General features: G+C 40.9%; 19 protein-coding genes. 13 read left to right on the forward strand and 6 right to left on the reverse strand.

Annotated features, from left to right (window positions below; genetic code table 11):
* Positions 1-35 precede the first annotated feature (35 nt).
* Positions 36-359 (forward strand): ribonuclease E inhibitor RraB, encoded by a 324-nt coding sequence (locus tag ACSLBF_RS12170; protein WP_440053655.1) that lies wholly within the window; start codon positions 36-38, stop codon positions 357-359.
* 24 nt (positions 360-383) lie between these two features.
* On the opposite strand, the gene ACSLBF_RS12175 is transcribed toward ACSLBF_RS12170, so the two are convergent.
* From ACSLBF_RS12175 to pyrC, 3 genes are all read right to left on the reverse strand, one after another.
* Positions 384-2,177 carry a DEAD/DEAH box helicase family protein gene (locus tag ACSLBF_RS12175; protein WP_440053656.1) on the reverse strand — a complete coding sequence of 598 codons (1,794 nt, stop codon included), beginning with the start codon at positions 2,175-2,177 and terminating at the stop codon, positions 384-386.
* Between the two features lie 70 nt (positions 2,178-2,247).
* Positions 2,248-2,553 carry an H-NS histone family protein gene (locus ACSLBF_RS12180; RefSeq protein ID WP_440053657.1) on the reverse strand — a complete coding sequence of 102 codons (306 nt, stop codon included), beginning with the start codon at positions 2,551-2,553 and terminating at the stop codon, positions 2,248-2,250.
* 145 nt (positions 2,554-2,698) lie between these two features.
* Positions 2,699-3,736, reverse strand: coding sequence for a dihydroorotase (gene pyrC / locus ACSLBF_RS12185; protein WP_440053658.1), 1,038 nt, complete (start codon positions 3,734-3,736; stop codon positions 2,699-2,701).
* A 183-nt stretch (positions 3,737-3,919) separates the two neighbouring features.
* On the opposite strand from pyrC, the gene ACSLBF_RS12190 reads away from it, so the two are divergent.
* From ACSLBF_RS12190 to ACSLBF_RS12205, 4 genes are all read left to right on the forward strand, one after another.
* Positions 3,920-6,277 (forward strand): bifunctional diguanylate cyclase/phosphodiesterase, encoded by a 2,358-nt coding sequence (locus tag ACSLBF_RS12190; protein WP_440053659.1) that lies wholly within the window; start codon positions 3,920-3,922, stop codon positions 6,275-6,277.
* Between the two features lie 320 nt (positions 6,278-6,597).
* Positions 6,598-7,485 (forward strand): LysR substrate-binding domain-containing protein, encoded by an 888-nt coding sequence (locus ACSLBF_RS12195; RefSeq protein WP_440053660.1) that lies wholly within the window; start codon positions 6,598-6,600, stop codon positions 7,483-7,485.
* Between the two features lie 116 nt (positions 7,486-7,601).
* Positions 7,602-8,366 carry a YdcF family protein gene (locus tag ACSLBF_RS12200; protein WP_440053661.1) on the forward strand — a complete coding sequence of 255 codons (765 nt, stop codon included), beginning with the start codon at positions 7,602-7,604 and terminating at the stop codon, positions 8,364-8,366.
* Between the two features lie 168 nt (positions 8,367-8,534).
* Complete coding sequence (locus ACSLBF_RS12205) at positions 8,535-8,909, forward strand: hypothetical protein (RefSeq protein ID WP_440053662.1); 375 nt, start codon at positions 8,535-8,537, stop codon at positions 8,907-8,909.
* 68 nt (positions 8,910-8,977) lie between these two features.
* Here ACSLBF_RS12205 and ACSLBF_RS12210 read toward each other — a convergent pair whose 3' ends face one another.
* Complete coding sequence (locus ACSLBF_RS12210) at positions 8,978-10,582, reverse strand: diacylglycerol kinase family protein (RefSeq protein ID WP_440053663.1); 1,605 nt, start codon at positions 10,580-10,582, stop codon at positions 8,978-8,980.
* 363 nt (positions 10,583-10,945) lie between these two features.
* Here ACSLBF_RS12210 and ACSLBF_RS12215 point away from each other — a divergent pair, with 363 nt between their 5' ends.
* Positions 10,946-11,185: a hypothetical protein gene (locus tag ACSLBF_RS12215; RefSeq protein ID WP_440053664.1), complete on the forward strand. Its 240-nt coding sequence runs from the start codon at positions 10,946-10,948 to the stop codon at positions 11,183-11,185.
* A 69-nt stretch (positions 11,186-11,254) separates the two neighbouring features.
* Positions 11,255-11,836 carry a DNA endonuclease SmrA gene (smrA, locus tag ACSLBF_RS12220; RefSeq protein ID WP_440053665.1) on the forward strand — a complete coding sequence of 194 codons (582 nt, stop codon included), beginning with the start codon at positions 11,255-11,257 and terminating at the stop codon, positions 11,834-11,836.
* Positions 11,837-11,863: 27 nt separating this feature from the next.
* Here the strand turns inward: smrA and ACSLBF_RS12225 are convergent, their stop codons facing one another.
* Positions 11,864-12,022 (reverse strand): hypothetical protein, encoded by a 159-nt coding sequence (locus tag ACSLBF_RS12225; protein ID WP_440053666.1) that lies wholly within the window; start codon positions 12,020-12,022, stop codon positions 11,864-11,866.
* A gap of 382 nt (positions 12,023-12,404) precedes the next feature.
* On the reverse strand, positions 12,405-13,328 hold the full coding sequence (locus tag ACSLBF_RS12230; protein WP_440053667.1) for a 2-hydroxyacid dehydrogenase: 924 nt from the start codon (positions 13,326-13,328) through the stop codon (positions 12,405-12,407).
* A 114-nt stretch (positions 13,329-13,442) separates the two neighbouring features.
* Here ACSLBF_RS12230 and ACSLBF_RS12235 point away from each other — a divergent pair, with 114 nt between their 5' ends.
* From ACSLBF_RS12235 to ACSLBF_RS12260, 6 genes are all read left to right on the forward strand, one after another.
* Complete coding sequence (locus ACSLBF_RS12235) at positions 13,443-15,167, forward strand: GNAT family N-acyltransferase (RefSeq protein ID WP_440053668.1); 1,725 nt, start codon at positions 13,443-13,445, stop codon at positions 15,165-15,167.
* A gap of 58 nt (positions 15,168-15,225) precedes the next feature.
* Positions 15,226-15,714, forward strand: coding sequence for a TlpA family protein disulfide reductase (locus tag ACSLBF_RS12240; RefSeq protein ID WP_440053669.1), 489 nt, complete (start codon positions 15,226-15,228; stop codon positions 15,712-15,714).
* A gap of 108 nt (positions 15,715-15,822) precedes the next feature.
* Positions 15,823-17,886 (forward strand): TonB-dependent receptor plug domain-containing protein, encoded by a 2,064-nt coding sequence (locus tag ACSLBF_RS12245; RefSeq protein WP_440056225.1) that lies wholly within the window; start codon positions 15,823-15,825, stop codon positions 17,884-17,886.
* An 89-nt stretch (positions 17,887-17,975) separates the two neighbouring features.
* Positions 17,976-18,254, forward strand: a complete 279-nt coding sequence (locus ACSLBF_RS12250; RefSeq protein WP_440053670.1) for a peptidylprolyl isomerase — start codon at positions 17,976-17,978, stop codon at positions 18,252-18,254.
* 92 nt (positions 18,255-18,346) lie between these two features.
* Positions 18,347-18,610, forward strand: a complete 264-nt coding sequence (locus ACSLBF_RS12255; protein ID WP_440053671.1) for a GrxA family glutaredoxin — start codon at positions 18,347-18,349, stop codon at positions 18,608-18,610.
* Between the two features lie 129 nt (positions 18,611-18,739).
* On the forward strand, positions 18,740-20,575 hold the full coding sequence (locus ACSLBF_RS12260) for a DEAD/DEAH box helicase (RefSeq protein WP_440053672.1): 1,836 nt from the start codon (positions 18,740-18,742) through the stop codon (positions 20,573-20,575).
* Positions 20,576-20,612 lie beyond the last annotated feature (37 nt).

Below are 20,612 nucleotides of genomic sequence, written 5' to 3' on the forward strand. Positions count from 1 at the left end.
GACAATATAGGCAACTGATACAGCAGAGTAGCAATATGCAATTTCCAAATGATGACAACGGCCAACTTTTAACCGAGATAGCTGCAGAAGGTGTAGACTTAACCATTCCCCAACACATTGATTTTTTTATTTTGTTTGAGAAAAAAGATCAAGCTCAAAGCTTTATGAAAGCAATATCTGAAGATGAATTAGCTCCAAAAACAGAGCTTCAACAATGCAAAGACACTGGTGTCTGGGAAGTAATTACAACCGTAACTATGGTGCCTGAGCACACTTTACTTGGTCAGACAGAACAATATATCGAAAGTATCGCCAATAGCCATGAAGGCTATGGAGATGGTTGGGGTTTGATGGCCTAACCATCTCCCCTTCTACCACTCACACTAGCTCTTATCAGCTTTACGATAAGCTCCTTGATAATCAAAGATTTTATCACTCACTTGCCAACCATATTTTTGATGTCGTTTCGCAACCACAAAATCAGGAGCAACTAGCGTTACAGAGTCAATATCACAAGCTTGCTTCCAGCTCATTGGCTTATTGGTTTTGGTGCGCTTAGCAAAGAAACGGTGGAAATGGTAAACGCTTTTGCTGTTGTTAAAGTCGTAGACTTCCGAGCAGCTAGCACCATCTTCATCGTAGTACGTTACCTTCAATTTATTATCGGTTATAACTTCCACCGCTAATCCACAGCATCGTAATACCATCGCATTTTTTAAGTTCAGCGCTGCTCGAAGTTTATCGTCAGGATCTGCCATCACCGCATGACAACTGTGACATTGTCGCGCCGCAATATCATTTTCTGCACCACAGCTATCACACTCTTTAAATTTAAACCGGTAATCACACTGCTCCGAACTCCCCAAGTCATCTTCTAATAGTCCTTGGCAACGCCTTCCATAATGTTCTATCACTTTGCCTTGCTCATCTAGCTTGCCCCAGAAAATATTAGCAAAGCCACAACCAGGACATACGACTTGCACAGGCTCGCTATCCGTGTTTGGCTTTTTACTACCAACTTCAGGATAAAACAAATCGTATTCGTTACCCGCATAGTCAATGACGAGACAATCTTGTTTGGTGTCACTCAAGCGTAACCCTCGGCCAACAATTTGTTGATATAAACTCACCGACTCAGTTGGCCTGAGAATAGCAATGACATCAACATGAGGTGCATCGAATCCGGTGGTTAACACTGAAACATTTACCAAAAATTTTATGGCTTTATTTTTGAACTGTTCGATAATCCTATCACGCTGGTTATTTTCAGTATCCCCAACAATTAATGCTGAATTATCTTGAGGTAAGTAGCTAAGCACTTCTTTAGCATGTAATACTGTCGCCGCAAAAATCATCACACCCAAACGATCTTCACTAATGGTAATTAGATGTTCAATTATACTTTTTGTTGCTCTAGTTTGTTGTTTCAATAACAAGTTTAAATCTGTTTCTGAATAACGTCCAAAGGAGTCGTTGGATAATAATGAAAAATCATAGTTTTCTACAGCTGGATCTATTTTTTTAGGTGCAGTTAAATACTTTTTGTCAATCATGTACCTAATCGGTAAATCGAATATACATTTAACAAAAGGTACGTCTCTCGTACCTCTAATAAACCCATGGTAATGCTTGTGATAAATCCAACCTAACCCTAAACGATAGGGTGTCGCAGTGAGTCCCAAAACCTTTAAATCAACATTGTTTTCTTTTAACTTGGTTAATATTTTTTTATATTGACTTTCATTATCGTTACTCACCCTATGACATTCATCGATTATTACTAACGAATAATACTCGTTTAGCTGTTGCAAGTTTCTAGTTAGTGATTGGACACTCGCGAAAGTCACTTGATGGCTTAGAGACTTTTGATTCAACCCTGCAGAGAAAATACTCGCTTTCAAACCGTAGCTCATATACTTGTTGGCATTTTGCTCTACTAATTCTTTTACATGAGTGAGTACTAAAATTTTATGTTTAGCCAGTTTGGCAAGTTCAGCAATAACGAGGCTTTTCCCTGCGCCTGTCGGCAACACAATTACAGCTGAATCACTCGATTTTTGAAAATGCTTGATAGTGCTTTTTACTGCATCAACTTGGTAGGGTCTTAGAGTATAAATGGGGAAATCTCTACGTCGGTTTCTTAAAAAAATAAAAAGGACGTACCTATTTTGACACATCCTTTTTATATCGTAAAAATTTGCTCTGTTTTTTAGAACACTTGCTTTGGTATAAAACCTGTAACGATTGTTATATTAAACAATCATCTAGATTAACACCTTGAAACGCTTTAGGGCGTTTACCACGTCCAGTCCACTCAAAAACTTGGCCGTCTTTTTCTACTCTATATTTTGGCTTAACTTTAGCGCGCTTGTCTGGAGCAGCATTACCCACTAAATCGTCAAGAGTAAGGCCTTTTTCTTTAAGCATCGCCATAACTTCTTTTTTAGCTTCTTCTTGCTCTCGCTGCTCATCTATTGCTTTTTGAATTAACTCAAGTGCTTTTTCAAGATCACCAAAGCTTGCTTCTTTAATAAACGATTTAATCGTTCTCATTTTCCCCTCCGAGAATTAATATTTTAATTAATATTATATTACAATATCTAAAATTCAAATATCAATTTAAAATAATAAAAAATAAAGGTGCTAAGAGCACCTTTATGTAAACTATGAGCCGATAAATCTGAATTAATGAGGTTATTTAAACAACCTGCCAAGTAATTTCATCCCCAGCTTTTATAGGCACTACTTCACCGTCACCTAACGAGTAGCTTTGCGGAACCTGCCAAGCTGATTTCGTTAATGTGATGGTATCTGTGTTTCTTGGTAAACCATAGAAATCAGGCCCAAAGTGACTTGCAAAGCCTTCTAGTTTGTCTAAAGCATCTGCATCTTCAAATGCTTCTGCATACAATTCGATTGATGCATGGGCAGTGTAGGCTCCTGCACAACCGCATGCCGCCTCTTTCTTATCTTTACTATGAGGAGCAGAGTCCGTGCCCAAAAAGAATTTTTTATTACCACTTGTTGCTGCAGCGATCAAAGCTTGCTGATGGATATTACGTTTCAAGATCGGTAAGCAATAAAAATGTGGACGAATACCACCAGCCAGCATGTGGTTACGGTTATAAAGTAAATGGTGCGCGGTAATTGTTGCGGCAACATTGTCTGGTGCATTCTGGACAAACTCAACCGAATCTTTTGTGGTGATGTGCTCAAGAACAATTTTCAGTGTTGGAAATGCATCGACCACCTTAGCCAGCTTAGTTTCCAAAAATAATTTTTCACGATCGAAAATATCAATAGATGAATCCGTGACTTCACCATGAACTAATAACAGCATACCCACTTCTTGCATGGCTTGCAGCGCAGGATAAACCTTTTCAATGTCGGTCACTCCAGAAGCCGAATTGGTGGTTGCACCAGCGGGATACAACTTAGCGGCAACTATTTTTCCAGTCGCATGCGCCTTTTTGATTTCGTCGGGTGTTGTATTATCAGTCAGGTATAAAACCATGAGTGGTTCGAAATGAGATTCTGGCTTGGCTGCAATAATTCTGTCGCGATATTCAAGCGCAGTTGCGGTATCAGTCACTGGAGGAATTAGATTAGGCATAATGATAGCCCTGCCATTGTATCGGCTAATGTCTCTCACCGTATCGGTCAACACATCACCATCTCTTAAGTGTACATGCCAATCGTCAGGTCGTGTGATAGTCAAGGTCTTTGTGTTTGTCATCGCTCTTTTCCACTGCTGAATTTGCCCGATCATAGGCCGCACCGATGAGCGTGTAAAGTTTTTACGTTCACAAGGCACATGATTTGCTATGCTTAAGAATACATTGCTTAAAGATGTTACCCTCGCTTCGAGCATTCAAAGGGGTTAAGCAATTTTAATGTATTACTCTTTCGAGACAATCGCATGCTATCTGACAAACAAAAACTAGAATCAAAAACGGAACAGCTTAGCATCATAAACCAGTTTACTTCTGCGCTTGTACACCACACGCAACTAACTGAGCTTTTTGATTACGTTACGACACAAGTTGTGAATAAATTAGGGTTCGTCGACTGCGTAATTTACCTCGTCGACGAGCAAAAAACTGCACTTGAGGCCGTTGCAAGCATGGGAGTTGCAACATCCAATAATACCTATCAGGTCGGACGGACAAAAATACCATTAGGAGAAGGAATTACGGGGCATGTTGCAAGTAGTCAACAGTCATTTATCAGTGGTAATGTCGCAAACCACCCTTTATACATCGCTGACGCCATTCCCGCTCAGTCAGAGTTATGCGTACCGCTTGCCTATGAAGGTGAATTGATCGGAGTTATCGATTGTGAACATCCTGACGCTAACTATTTTACGCCTGCACACTTGGAAATATTAACTACTGTTGGTCACTTAATGAGTGCCAAAATAAGTCAATTAAGAACCGTCGAGCATCTACAAAGTACAGTATTACAGCTGCACCAAGCCCAGCGTTTAGAGCAAACTTTGCTTAAAATTGCCAACATTACCTATCGATTTAAAAACCTAGAAGCCTTTTATGACGACCTATACGATATTATCTGCCGCCTATTACCCGCAGAGAATTTTTTTATCGGACTTTACGATGCCGAACAGGACGCCTTAGAAATTGATTATCTGATAGAGGGTGGAGAAAAATGTAATGCGCATCAAAAAGTTTCTAAAGACCAGCTAAAACATACCGCTTCATATTATATTTTACGTAACCAGCAAGCCCTACTTTGCGACGCATCCCAATTTAAATCGCATGTAGATGCCGGTAAATTTCACATGGTCGGCCGGTTACCACTTTCATGGCTAGGCGTGCCATTTATTGTTAACAGTAAATATCAAGGGGTGATAGTCGTTCAGAGCTACCGAGAGAACAAAGCTTTTACTGAACACGATCTTTCCATACTGACCTATATTAGTCGTCAGATAAGCATGGCGATTGACCGACAATTATCTCGTCAAGCTCTGGAGCACCGCGCACTGCATGACGACTTAACTGGGCTTGCTAATCGCTACCTGCTAATTGAAAGGGTAAAGCATGGTATTTTGCGCCTTTCAAGAGCCAGTGACGAAAGTTTGCATTGTTTGGTATACCTAGACTTAGACAGGTTTAAAAGTATTAACGACTCTCTGGGTCACGAGGTGGGTGATCACTTCTTAATTGCGATCGTCAGACTAATTGAAGAGTGCATTCGAAAAACCGATACCTTCGCCAGATTAGGGGGTGACGAGTTTGCAATTTTTATGGAAAACGTCCAAAACAAAAAACAAGTAGATATTGTGCTTGAACGGATCAGTCAAGCGATTGCAAAACCTCTACATATCGATGGTCATGTACTACAAGCTTCCACCAGTGTTGGCGTCGCATTTACCGACAGCGATAGTGACGACGCAGTAAACCTGCTTCAACAAGCAGATGCGGCTATGTATGAGGCCAAATCAAGCGGACGAGGCAGAATTTGCTTCTTTAACGATGCCATGCGAAAACGCATGAAGCAACGCGCAGATATCGAGAATGACTTGCAACATGGTATTGAAAAGAATGAATTTACCCTCGTGTATCAGCCTATCTTTAATCTAGCAACGGGCAAAACCGTGAGCTTTGAAGCTTTAGTTCGCTGGCACCACCCTAAAAATGGTCAAGTGCTGCCGGATGAATTTATACAAATCGCAGAGCAAACTGGTCAAATTATCGAGTTAGATTTGCATTTATTGTCACTCGCAGCAAGACAATTGGCGGAGTGGAATAAACAAACAAAACAGCCTATTTGCGTAACTGTTAATGTGTCATCTAGACATTTCGCAAGCGCTGATTTTGTAGATACCATTGAAAGTTTGTATCACAAGCACAAATTAAGCCCCGGTAGTTTATGTTTGGAAATCACTGAATCTGGTTTGATTGAAAACCTCGCCTTAGCGACGAAAATTATTCGTGGTTTAGAGTCACTTGGCGTAAGACTCTATCTGGACGACTTTGGTACCGGTTACTCAGCCTTAGGATATTTACACCAGCTCCCCATTCATGTCCTAAAAATAGACAAAAGCTTCGTCGATCAATTATCCACAGAAGGCAATCCTCTGGTTGATGCTATCCTTGGCCTTGCCCGCTCATTAAACCTAAACGTCGTCGCTGAAGGCATAGAAACTCAGAAACAGTGGCAAATTCTTAAACAAAAAGGCTGTGAATTCGGACAAGGCTATGTGATTTCCAAAGCGATCGCAGCGGACGATGTTTTAAAACATTTAAAGCAATACTAAGCGACCAGAAAATGTGGGCCTAAGCCCGCATTATCCCCAAATAAGCTTGTTTACACCGATTCATATATCTCGTGCTATTTTCTACTTGGAACACCCCCCCTTTGCTTAAATTCAGCATGAAGAAAATTAAATTGTAATTTTTGAAAATTTTTTGTTTAAATAGTGACAACGCTGTCATTTTTAGTGTTATAGTGATTTTGTGAATTTTTAATCAATTCACGAGGGAACTATAGACGTCTAGACATTGATTGCAGAACCGCACAACAGTAAAATTAAACTAAGCTGAGTTTTGCTCAAACAAAAAATGAGAACAACTAATAATGATTGACATAAAGCACCTCAAAACCATATCCACCTTGAAAGAAACTGGTTCTCTGGTTAACACAGCTAGAGAGTTATTTTTAACTCAATCGGCTTTATCTCATCAGATTAAGGATCTCGAGAATAAGCTTGACTGCCAACTTTTTGAGCGCAAAACTCAGCCAGTCAGATTCACTCCTCAAGGAATGTTATTACTGGAATTGGCTAACGATGTTCTACCCAAAGTAGAAGCAACGAAATGTCGCTTAAAAGAAAGCCTTAACCAGCCAATCTCACAACTAAGATTGAGTGTCGAGTGTCATGCTTGCTTTCATTGGCTTCTACCGACAATCAAAGAGTTCAATACCTTTTGGCCGGATATCCAAGTCGATTACGAACGTGGTTTTAGCTACGATGCGATCCCTGATCTGATGGACGATGAGTTAGATTTAGTACTGACATCTGATATTCGTGAACCAGACCAGTTAGAGTATGCGCATCTATTTGATTTTAAGTTAAAACTTATCGTTGCCCCGGATCATGAGCTAGCCAAAAAAGCCTATGTCACAGCTCTAGATTTAAAAGACGAAACGATTATCTCGTATCCGATCCCTAGAGAAAGACAGGACATTTTTAAACACTTTATTCAAAATGCCAGATTTGACGGCACACTGAAAACTGTTGACCAAGGTCTATTAATATTCCAAATGGTCAGTGCAGGGATGGGTGTCGCGGCACTTCCTGATTGGCTGGTCACCCCTTATGAGAGCCAAGGGCTAATCAAGTCAATTCCGCTTGGAGCGTTGGGACTGAGCCGTCCGATGTATCTAGCAATGAAGAAGAGCATGAAAGACAACCCTGTTTATCGACACTTTTTAAATACTTGTCGAAAAACCACAGCAAGATAGTTGTTTCCAGCCTCATCACTAAAGAGGCTGCTCATCTTACAAAGTGCTATTTTTTACCTTATTATGTCAATTAGTTATCGGCTAATCGTCGTCCCTATTGATAATAAGGAAAGTAAATGTTCGTCACCAAAAAGGTCATTGGCCAGTTAGTAATGCCGTTGCCCCTTTCTCTGCTTTGTTTGCTGGTCTTTATGTTGTTTGTGGCCAAAAGCAAAAAACGCCCCTATATCGGCGCACTGGTCGTTATCGTTTTCCTGTGGTTCATTGCCACGCCGTTTTTCGCACAATTTGTATTGAGTTCCAGCAATCATTCGTTGCAACCATTTAACGCAAAAAAGCATGACAATATAGATAAAATAGTCGTTTTGGGTTGTGATATTTACCCCTCATCTACCTTACCCAGTAATGCCCAGCTTGGGGGCTGCTCCTTATCAAGATTGGTTGAAGGTGTAAGGCTTGCGAAATTATATCCAAATGCAAAGTTGATCGTCTCTGGTGCTGGGTTTGGTGCAACCACCAACAGCAGCCTGATGTCTAACACAGCTGTTACATTGGGTATTGAGTCTAAGCGTATCATCCAAAACCCCTCAGCCAGAGACACAGCTGAAGAAGCAAGTTCTCTAGCACCCAAACTGGTTGATTTTGATGTCGCACTCGTAACGTCAGCCTATCATATGAAACGCGCAACAGATTTGTTTGCAGCACAAGGTATCGAAGTCGTCTCTGCTCCCACCGAATACACCAACTTCGTTCATTTTCCAGAATATAGAATGTATATTCCTAATATTCAGGCGTTAATGTCTGTCACGCAAGTCTGGCATGAACAGATTGGTTTATTGTGGATAGACTTGCGAAGGTTAATCGATCCAGAATCAATTTAATTCGCCTTGTAGACAAGTTGCTATGCTGAAAAAGACAACAAAATCCGCTGAAATAGCTATAATTATCAGTGTAAAACCTTAAAAAATTGAAAAATAGCGCGAATATGGGTATAAATAGAGTTTAATCTGAAACCCGCGTATCCGCGTACAACACGACTAGGATCTACGATGAGTAAACTAGATAAAACTGAAGTATTAAGCGCTTTTGAAGCTGCTTATGAGGCTGCAAACGGCAAGAAGCCTGAAATCGAAGCAAAATCAGGCTGGTACAGCATTGATGGTGGCAAAAATATGCGCCTAGCTGAGGTCGCAGCGCTTACTGAAGAACTTACTTCAGGTTCAGCTGTAGCCAGCGAAAAAACGCAAACAGCGCCTAGCAAGAAACCGAAAACAACAAAAAAAGCTCCGCAGGCTGTTACGAAGAAATCATCTGGCTTTACCGTGGTTAAAGCCAACGACGATGGCTTCAAAGCTGAAGAATTATGGATTGCAGAACTAGCAGGTAAAGACCACGATTGTCGTTTACCTCGTGGTGTGGTTTAACACCAGCTGCAAATAAAAAAACCTCGTTATGCGAGGTTTTTTTATCTCGGTTTAATTCTTAACACTCACTAAAGCGACAATAGCTTTATTCCTGCCGGAATGATTTTAATCTCTAGCTGTTCTGCTGTTTTCAATTCCCCATCAATACTAAATGACTGCGCCACTTCAAATTCAATTGTGATTTTTTTGCACTGATACGCGATGATTTTGTCTGACAAATTTGGAGTTGGCATTAATAACTCAGACATTGTTAAGCCAATATTGTCATCCGTGTGGCGCGGTAAAATAGTGACGTCCAACTTGCCATCATCAAACTTGGGGGTCCCATTACCTTGAGCTAATATGCTGGTTTTCGGTGCCGCATTGGCAACCACTAGACTCACACACTGAACTTCTTCGAACTCTCCACCATCAACCGAGATTTTACAGTCTATCGGCGTATTTTCGGATATGGCTTCGAATAGCCCTTTTAAATAGGCGATTTGCCCAGAGTCATTTTTCTTTTTCCTATGTGCCTTTTCGATCATTTTCTGCTCAAAACCCACTGCTATCGCCAGAAGTGATAACTCAGAGTTACACTGCATGCAGTCAAGAGATGTTGTATTCCCAGATAATATTGAAGCGCAGGGCTTGCTGATTGGATCAAATTGAACTGGAGCTCCAAAAATTGCTGTAGCGACTGAGTTTGCGGTCCCCAGAGGGATAATCCCCATGGGAAATGATAAGCCATTAATCGCATTAGCGACGCCAGCAACGGTCCCATCTCCACCTACAGCGACAACCACATCAGGCTTAGTCTCCTCGACTATTTTCCTCACGATGTCGCAAATGCTCTCGTCCTTTTTGGTCATTGCTATTTCTATGCGATACCCTAACGTTAATTCAGCAAGTATTTCATTTTCATAGCGGCTCCATGCATTGGCACCAGACGCAGGATTAACCACCAAAGTAAGTGTTTTATCATGATTAAAAGCGTCATCGTGATGAAACTGACTTAACCCCTTTAGTTGGTGTTTGTTTAAACGCGCTTTTTCCCTTTTACTTTGAATACGCTCTAATGCTGTACGTAAAGTCATCTGCTTATTGACATACAACATGTAAGCAACACAAAACAATACCGATCGCCCCCTTCCTAAAGCACAGTGAACCACCACTTTCCTTTGCAATTTGTGTTGTATTTCAAGCCATGCAATACCGTGTGCTAACTGAGCTTGTGAAGGAACTTGATGATCTAGCACTGGAATGTTTAAGTAATGTAGCCCTTGTTGTTCGGCCGACCAATTTAGTCCATCAAATTCAGCAGTAACATCTAAAATCGACTCAATCCCCTGTGATTTCAACATATCAACGTCACTTGGAAACAAACGACAAGCTACAAATAGGTCGTCGCTGATTGCATGAAATGTATCCTGATTGTCACGACTACGAGCGAATGCGTTGTATAAATGTGAGCCCATCAAATAGGGCCAGAACAGCCACTTTGCAAAGCTAGGTATCTTTCCCGTGCCATGTTTTCTGAAAATAAACGGGTTATTTGCAGCATAGGCATAACTAACTAACGACAGCGACACTGTAAACCAGAGCAGAGGTAGCGTTAACCAGGAAAAGAAGCTAAACACAGTGAGTGCCCCAAGCAACAGAGTAAAAAACAAGTAGTACTTCAGCATTTTCATAGCGCAATCCTTAAAATATTTTTATGTTCGGACTGTTTTGGATAAGCCTTTTTACTTGATTAACCCTAACACAAAGCAGTTTCTATTATTATAGTTATGCATTACGAAAAATGATAAAAATATGATAATTTTATCTATTTTTCATTATGTTAAGATTCAACTTCCCAGTCTCACTAAACCTTCCACTATGGATCCGTATCAAGAAGGATGTGTGGTTATGCAGGTTCTAAAACATATCTATTCAAAGCCAATTTTTACATTAAAAAAACTAATCCGAAGAATATAAAAATTATCAGTTGAAGCTTGTATAAATGATCACCATAATGGCGCTCCTTTATACCACAACGGAGAACCAAACAGACAATGGCAAACGAGCTTGATTGGCTACTTAACTTAGTACTACTGGCGCTTGGCTTAGGCGCATTTTTTATCAATCATAAAACGCTTTTAAGGGCAGCTGCTGTATGCGCCTGTGCTATTTTGTTTGCTTCTTTCAGTTTGGATCTGGTAAATACCAGCGTGGTTTCAAATTTAAGCCTTATTTTGATAAATACGTTTTATCTATTTAAGGTGTATACATTTGGTCAGTTAGAAGTACATTAGTTTTTGTTTTCTAATTAGAAGCACTACGCTAAAATCATGGTCATCATTGCATGTTAATGGAGATGCAGTATGGCCATGACAGATGAAGAACTTTTTTTAGCCTCTATGGGTGATGTTGTGCCACTTGCACAAGACAAGCGCACAGAATTACACCGTCATCAAAATGAACCGACCATTTCTCAGCTAGCTCGCCGAGAAGCCGCAGAGCAAGAAGTTGAATTCGACCCAAACTTTCTATCGACTGAATATGTTGATCTGCTCGATCCCTATGACCTGTTAAATTATAAAAAAGATGGTGTGCAAGAAGGTGTCTATAAAAACCTACGCCTTGGAAAATATCAAATCGATGCCACACTTGATTTAAACGGCAAACCATTTAGAGAAGCGCGAAGAGCCTTATTTGAATTTATTCTTGATTGTCACAAGCGGAGCATACGCGTCTTACTTATCCGCCATGGCATAGGTTTGAAAAGTAAACCTTTCCCCGCAATTTTAAAAAGCTACACCAACAAATGGCTTCAAGAAATGCCACAAGTATTAGCTTACCACTCAGCTTTAAGCTGTCACGGTGGTACAGGTTCAACCTATGTGTTACTTAAAAAGAGTGAAGAAAGAAAAATAGAAAACAGAGAACGGCACGCAAAGCGATAATACGTTGCCGAGTGATTCGCTCGGCCACTATGTATTTGAATGTGAGCTTTGAACCTTAACATGATTTGGGTGAGCTGTTTCGTCTACAGTTGCATTTGCTTGATTAAACCAAGCTCCCACGCCCAGTAACAATACGGAGATAATAACCGCTGAAATCTTAACGCCCCCACCTTGACTCTGTTTCATTTTCAACGCCTCGTTATTATTGTTTTTTTGTTAACTTAATGCATCACAGTACAACTCTCAAGATGTTTTTATGTACAGTGTTTTTTCAGTATAACTTTTTGAAAAAAAACACGTTAAACACATTTCCAACACAACTCATTTACAGTTTTCTTGTTATCACTTGTTGCAAGGCAATAGCTAGTTGTTATTAGTGTTACAAATCGTCTATTCAGAATAGGCCATGCCTAGAATGCTAAGAATAGCCCATTCGCATTAAAGTAAAAACTCTAGGAAATTTTAACAGTTAGCTAAGCAGCTATCATAATTACGATTGCGTATGCCGAGTCAAAAAACGCAGTGATTACACAAAACCACATCACTACCACTGCGTGTAACGAATTATTTAGTAACTTTTTTCCCTATTTATGGTGTTTTCTAGCGGCAGCCCTAAAACCATATTTTTATAATTATCAACTATTTGGCTGAGAGCAGTATCTAGGCTAGTGAGCGCTGCAACATGAGGTGTCACCGTCACCTTCGGATGCTTCCACAATTTATTTTCTGACGGCAGAGGCTCAGTCTGGAAAACATCTAAAATCGCACCAGCAATCGCTTCTGCATCTAATGCCTCAATCAGCGCACTTTCATCGAGGTGTGCACCCCGGGCAACATTGAGTAATACACAATCATTGGGTAATTGAGTAAAACACTGCTTCCCCAATATACCGCTTGTTTTATCTGTTAAAGGGAGCAAGCAAACTAGGTAATTAAGTTCAGAATAAAATGCACTGAGCTGTTCTAGACCGAAAAAATGCGCGACTCCCTCTATTTCCTTGTGACAAGACGACCATCCTTTCACAGTAAAATGATTTGCTAAAAGTCGCTGGGCAACAGCCAGACCTAACTGACCCATTCCCATAATACCCACCGTCTTACCTTCACGAGATCGACGTGGCTTCCAGGTGCTCAATTGCTGTTTACTGGCATATTCAGAGATACGAAGTTTATGCGCCAGAATATGTGTTAACACATATTCAGACATGTCTTCTGCTATTTTAGGGTCTACGATACGAGTTACTTCAACCTGTGAGGGCAACCGTGAAACTGGAATACTATCCACCCCAGCACCAAATGACTGCACGACTTTAAGATTGGGGAGTTTATTCCATAACTCATCAGGCACATTCCAAGCTAGCACAAACTCGACTTGTTGTAATTTCGTCTCCGCACATGGCCACTCCACGATTTCGTCGTCAGGTAACATCATTTGCAAGCGAGATATGAGTTTTTCATTGTTACGGCCAGTAACACAGACTAGAAATGCCATAATTTTTCCAAATTGTTTATGAATCGGTAAACGCAAAATAACTGACATACAAATGAAACGCGTTTGTCATCAATTGTTTTTACTCTTTGCTAAAAGCCCCACTGGTAATAGAGCATGATTAGTGTTGATAAGGTCATTGAAGCAAATCTTCCGCAACTTGAAAACTCCCCAAAAGTAAAAGGGTTAGTAAAAAAGGGACTTGGATATTTACTGCACGAGCAAGAGTTTGTCGCTTTTGCGGATACCTACCCACATTTAGAAGGCATTGAGTTTGTAGAACAAGTACTTGAAGAGTTAGATTTTGACGCAAGATTCAAACCCAAGCAAATCGAACATATTCCTACCGAAGGCCCCGTTGTCATTATTGCAAACCACCCTATTGGTTCGTTGGATGCACTTGCACTGGTTAAAGTATTGGCTCAAGTTAGACCTGATTTAAAGGTCATTGCAAATCGAATGCTGATGTCGGTTACACCAATGCATCCGTTATTGCTGCCCGTTGACAATTTGTCAGGCGCCAGCAGAAAGCAGGAACTTGCAAATATTCATAAACACCTGAAAAACGAGGGGGCGTTGTTAATCTTTCCCGCAGGTGAGGTATCGCGATTAAGTCCTACCGGTATAAAAGACTGCAAGTGGAACTCCGGGTTTCTCAGAATGGCAAAAAAAGCCAATTGCCCTATATTACCTGTTTATATTAAGGCCAAAAACAGCCCGCTGTTCTACGGTACTTCAATGATTTACAAGCCTTTGGCTAGCCTACTGTTAGTCAAGGAGATGTTTAAGCAAAGACAAAAATCACTAGAATTTGAAATTGGTGCCAGCATACCTCCAGAGTCTTACTTAATTGATAATTTGAAAGACAAAGAGATTGTAGCCCTGATCCGCAAACAGCTATATCGCTTATCTAGTAAAAAACCACTGCCCTTAAAAACCCAAAGCCCCATCGCGGTTCCCGAATGTAAAAAAGAATTAAAAAAGTCGATTGAATCCTGTGAGCTACTCGGCGAAACCCCTGATGGTATGCAAATCTATGTATATAAATATCAAGGTAGTTCGGTGCTATTTAGAGAGCTGGGACGATTAAGAGAAATTGCATTTCGTGCTGTCGGTGAAGGTAGTGGCAATCGTCGAGATGTTGACAAGTATGATATGCATTATCATCACCTGATTTTATGGGATACCAAGCAGCTTGAACTTGTTGGAGCTTACAGACTTGCAAGCGCGAAACAAATCATCGAAGAGCAAGGTCAAACCGGCTTATATACGGATAGCTTGTTCAGCTATAGCGAAGCAATGAAGCCTTACTTTGAGCAAGGCCTTGAGCTTGGTCGTAGCTTTGTTCAACCTAAATATTGGGGTCGTAAAAGCCTTGATTATTTATGGTATGGCATCGGTGCATTTGTAAAACGTTATCCAGAACATCGCTATATGTTTGGTGCGGTTAGCCTTTCTAATGCGCTACCAGAGGAGGCCAAAGCGATGCTGGTTTATCATTACCAGCACTACTTCTCAGATTTGCCAAATCTTGCAACACCGAACAATGAATTTAAGTTAAGTAGGCAACAAGTCGCGCGCTACAAAAAGCTATTTGTTGGTAATGATTTAAAAGAGGATTTTGCAGAACTCAAACACATACTCGCCAATATGAGCGCCCAAGTGCCAACATTATTTAAACAATATACCGAGCTGTGTGAACCTAATGGGGTCAACTTCTTGAGCTTTAGTATTGATCCCGATTTCAATAATTGTATTGATGGTTTAGTGCTAGTTGATTTAGCTAAATTAAAGTCACAAAAGGCCAAACGCTACCTTGGCGAAAATCATTTAGACGAGTAGTCTTGTCAAGCCGCTCAAAAGGTCGATACACTCAACTTTTTGCAGCGGCTTATACTCCATGCTAAAACTGTTATTTCAAGCAATTATCGTCCTGTTTGTGTTTATCGCGGTCTCTTCGTATCAAGAACGCAATTTGCTGGATGACAATGGACTAATCTCCGCTCCCAGTTTTATTTTGCCTCAGTTAAACGAAACTGAAATGGCTTTATTCCACTCAAAGCAACTTGCTGGAAATCAATCCGTGATTTACTTTTTTGCGCCTTGGTGTAGTGTTTGCCGCGTCAGCATGCCAAACCTTGATAGACTTTATCGTCAACAAAAAGTCAATGCTGTCGCGATTGCCTTGGACTTCAATAGTACGGAAGAAGTAACAAATTTTGTCGCTGACTTACAATTATCAATGCCAATATTACTGGGTAATCAGCATGTCCGAAAACAATATAAAATCGCGGCCTACCCAACCTATTACGTGCTAGACGAGCACCTTAATGTCACTGAGCGCGCTGTTGGCTATTCTTCCGAACTGGGGCTTAGAGCTAGACTGTAATAAACGCTTGTCCCCAAATTACAATTTCTTACCAATCCTGCAAATAAATCAACACATGTTTCCGTTACGCTAGCTTCCGTCAACTCTGTTAGTTTAAGGAAACCAATGATGTCTGCGCTCACTACTGTTATTCCAAGTCGGCTCTCGTTAGTCGCACTGTTTACTACAATTGCACTTCAAGCTCATGCAAACGATGACAAAACGATAGAGCATATTGAAGTTATCTATAAAAGAAGCTCTGTTATTTCAGAAATTACCGAAGACGCACAAAAGTTAGTGGAAATGCCTGGAGCGATGGGCGATCCGTTACGAGCTGCATTTGCTCTGCCTGGCGTTGTTGCGGCAGGTGGCTCAATGGGAGCACCCGCTGTACGAGGTTCATCTCCCGATGATAACTTATTTGAAGTCGACTTTATGCCCGCAGGTTACATATTCCATGATTTTGGCAGCTCGATTTTCAACCGCAATACCATTCAAGATTTTCAAATGAACTCAGCCGGTTTCGGCACCAGTTATAGTAATGCAACAGGTGCTGTTTTTGATGTCACCTTACGTAACCCAAAATATCAAGATATCAGCACAACCATTGATGTATCAATGTTTAACGCGGGTGCTTTTGTTGAGGGACAATTATCTGACAGCACAGCATTTTACCTTTCAGGACGTAAAAGCACCCTGCCACTATTTTTTGATGATGGCGAAGAACTTGAAGATGAAGATGGCAAGCCTACCGGGATAGTGTTAAACGACCCGCCGGATGACCACGACTATCAAGGCAAATTTTTATGGGATCTCAATAGCAATAACAGTATCACCTTTAATTTCAATGGCGCTGAAGATACTGTCGCTGCTGGCTTTAAAAATAACTCTGATTTAGCTCTAAAAACTCCTGAATACCAAGGTGATGCCAAGTACATTCGTGAATTTAACAGCCAAAGCATTCTGTGGGATCACTACGGAAAAGACCTGCATATTCGTGCTGGGGTTGGCTCATTAAGCAATAAAGCCACTATGCGCTACGGTCAACGTGCAACGATAAGCGATGGTTACTACGAAATATTTGAAGATGAACAGCTATCATACAAAGCGCGTGTCAATTACCGCATTAACAAGCAACATCGTATCATTGCAGACTTAGGGTATTATGATAAAGATTCAACCTATAAATACGATGCGTTTCAATATATTTGTACCGAGTTTGATCCTGATTGTGATTTAAATAAAGGTGACAGAATCAAAGGTAAAATAGACATAGCCACAGATTCAGCGTTTCTTGGTGTGAACCATGTGTGGCAAATCTCTGATAATTGGCAATCCGAAATTGGTTTACATGCCGAGCACTACGACTATAGTGATGAAGACTTTGTTCACCCGCGCATGGCACTAAGCTACTTTGTTGATCAAGATACCACCATTGTCGCCAAAGCGGGTCGTTATAGCCGAATGCAAGACATGCAATATATTGTACCTGAGCTCGGCAACCCAAATTTAAAAGCGCAACGCTCAGATCATTTTACCGTAGGGTTTAATCAATCCTTATCTGATGAGTGGTCGTATTCGGTTGAAGGCTACTACAAAACCATGGACGACTTACCGAAAAGTAGCGCCACAGGTATCAACTATATCAATGGAACCAAAGGCAATGCCTATGGTGTTGATATTATCATTAACAAAAATAAGACCGACAATTGGTATGGTTGGGTTGCAATCAGCCTAGCGAAAAGTGAGCGAGAAGATGAAATTACGGGTGTCAAGAAGGACTACTATGCCGATACGCCATTCATTCTCAACGCAGTATTGCAATACGATATTAATGAGAAGTGGTCAGGCGGCTTTAACTTCACAGCTCGTAGCGGCCAAGCTTATACTCCCATTGTCGGCGTAAGAGAAAACCCGAATTTCGAAAATCGCTTTCTACCTGTGTATGGCGATCCCTTTTCTGAACGCTTTGATACCTACCACCGTTTAGATATTCGCTTTGAAAGGAAAACCCAAGTGTTTGGTCTCGATGGTAAACTGGTTTTAGAACTGATGAATGCTTACGGCCAAGACAATACCGCCTACATCGACTTAGATTATAAGAAAGTTAAGTCCATTAACGATCTTTATATTGAAGAAGAGGAAGATGATTTTGAAATGCGACCTTCAATCGGCTTCAGTGTCACTTTCTAATATCACGCTTTAGATTTAGGGCTTGCGAAAACATCGTAAGCCCTGCATGATCTCTCATGTTTAAGTTGTAAATAAGAAAGAGAGTTATCATGCCCAAAGCTTGTGCCTACCATATCCTAGTGAAAACAGAAAAAGAATGTCTGGCTATAAAAGACAAACTTGCAAAAGGCGGTGACTTTGGCAAGCTGGCCAAGCAATATTCTCTCTGCCCATCAAAAAAGCGTGGCGGTGACTTGGGTGAGTTTAATAAAGGTGACATGGTAAAGGCATTTGATGATGTTGTTTTCAAAAAGCCTTTGTTCGAAGTACATGGCCCGGTGCGAACCAAATTTGGTTATCACCTAATCAAGACGGTTTATAGAACTTAATCGATAAATTCGATAGCTAACATCTTTTTAATTCATTATACCATTTCAATAAACTCGCTATACTGAACTTATTGAAACTAAGGAGAAAAGCTATGTTAACTGTTATTTTCGGACGTGAAGGCTGCCCGTACTGTGTCAGAGCAAAAGAAGTCGCTGAACGTTTGAGCCAAAGCCGTGATGATTTCAAATACCGTTACGTCGATATTATTAAAGAAGGTGTCAGTAAAGCGGATTTAGAAAAGTCAGCTGGTAAACCTTGCCCAACTGTGCCACAGATATTTATCGACCAAAAACATATCGGTGGATTTACCGATTTTGAAGCCTATGCAAAGGAAAATCTGGGCCTTTATCAGTAAATAGCACAATTCAAATAGATTAAATTTTATACAATATCAGCTACATATAAAATACTTCTATTTTATGCAAGCAATTACCTTTGCTTTCCTGTACAATTCGCGCCTCTTTTAAAAAGTTGAGGCGCATTAATGTCAGAAACAGTTACGTTTGAATCTTTAGACCTTTCTCCTGCAATCCTAAAAGCAGTCGAAGAGCAAGGATATAAAACACCTTCTGAGATCCAAGCTCAATGTATACCGTTATTGCTAGAAAGAAAAGACGTACTGGGACTAGCGCAAACGGGTACGGGTAAAACGGCAGCATTTGCTCTGCCATTGTTAAATCAGTTAGACGCATCCGTTAAACAACCGCAAATTCTTGTGCTTACGCCAACGCGTGAGCTAGCTATTCAAGTTGCTGAAGCATTTCAGCAATATGCAAAATACACCAAAGGTGTAGAAGTACTTGCACTGTATGGTGGTCAAAGCTACGGCATTCAGCTAAGTGCTTTACGTCGTGGCGCACAAATTATTGTTGCAACACCAGGTCGTTTGATCGACCACATCAATCGCAAGACGATTGACCTTTCAGGTCTAAACGCGCTTGTACTTGATGAAGCTGATGAAATGCTACGTATGGGCTTTATCGATGATGTCGAAAGCATCATGGAAAAAACGCCAGAAAACAAACAAACTTGCTTGTTCTCTGCGACCATGCCTAAGCAAATCCAGTCTATTTGTAATAAATATTTGGATAACGCAGAACAAGTTAAAATCACGCCACGTAACTCTACGGTAGCGACGATTGAACAAGTTTATTGGCGTGCAACAGCGCACAAAAATAAAGCGATTGTTCGTTTCCTAGAGGCAGAAGATTATGATGGTGCCATCGTATTCGTTCGCACACGTAACGATACAGTTCAGCTAGCTGAACTACTAGAGCGTGAAGGCTTCTCTGCAGCTCCATTAAATGGTGATATGAACCAACAAGCGCGTGAGCGTACGGTTGATCGCTTAAAGAGTGGCTTACTTGATATCGTAATCGCAACTGACGTTGCTGCACGTGGTCTAGATGTTGAACGTTTAAGCCTAGTGATCAACTACGATATCCCGCAAGATTGTGAAGCGTACGTGCATCGTATTGGCCGTACAGGTCGTGCTGGCCGTCAAGGTAAAGCTATTTTGTTCGTGAAGAACAACGAGCGTTACTTGCTTAAAAATATCATGCGTCATACCCGCTCTGATATTGCACAAGTTGAATTACCTAGTGCAAAAATCGTTGAGCAAAAACGCATTGCGAACCTTGAAGCTAAATTGTCAACTGCACTTGAGCACAAAGACATTGCTTTCTTCTCAGAAGTAGCCGCGCAGCTAGGTGAAAAATTGTCTCTAAGTCAAGCAGATTTAGCAGCAGTATTACTTTGCTTAGCTCAGCAACAAACACCGCTGAAAGTTGAAGAAATTCAAGTACAGCAACGTGAACGCAGAGAGCGTGATGATCGTAAAGAAGGCCGTGGCGAACGTCGCGAAGGCCGAGGTGAGCGTGGCGAAGGTCGTGGCGAGCGTAGTGAACGTAAAGGCTCTAACCGCAGTTCTGGTCCGATGGATACATATCGTATCGAAGTGGGTCGTGAGCATGGCGTACAGGTTAAAAACATCGTTGGCGCTATTGCGAACGAAGCTGATATTTCAAGCAAGTTTATTGGTGAAATCCGTTTGTTCAACGAACACAGCACGGTTCAATTACCACTTAACATGCCTGAAAGCACATTAGCACACTTTAAAAACGTGTTTATTTGTCAACGTCCAATGAACATGACAAAGAGCACGCACCCTGCGGATCAAGGTTCTGAAAGAGGCTCAGAAAGAGGTTCTGAAAGAGCACCTAAACGCAGCTTTAAAGATCCTCGTGGTGGTGATAAACGCCGTCCAAGTAGCGCACCGCGTAGAGATAGAAAAGAAAGAAGAGAAATTAGCTTCTCTTAATTCCTAAGCTGAAAAGCCAAATTCAAAAGCCAGCATC

Origin of the sequence: Pseudoalteromonas sp. T1lg65, from assembly GCF_051930985.1 — a bacterium.
Lineage (GTDB): Bacteria > Pseudomonadota > Gammaproteobacteria > Enterobacterales > Alteromonadaceae > Pseudoalteromonas.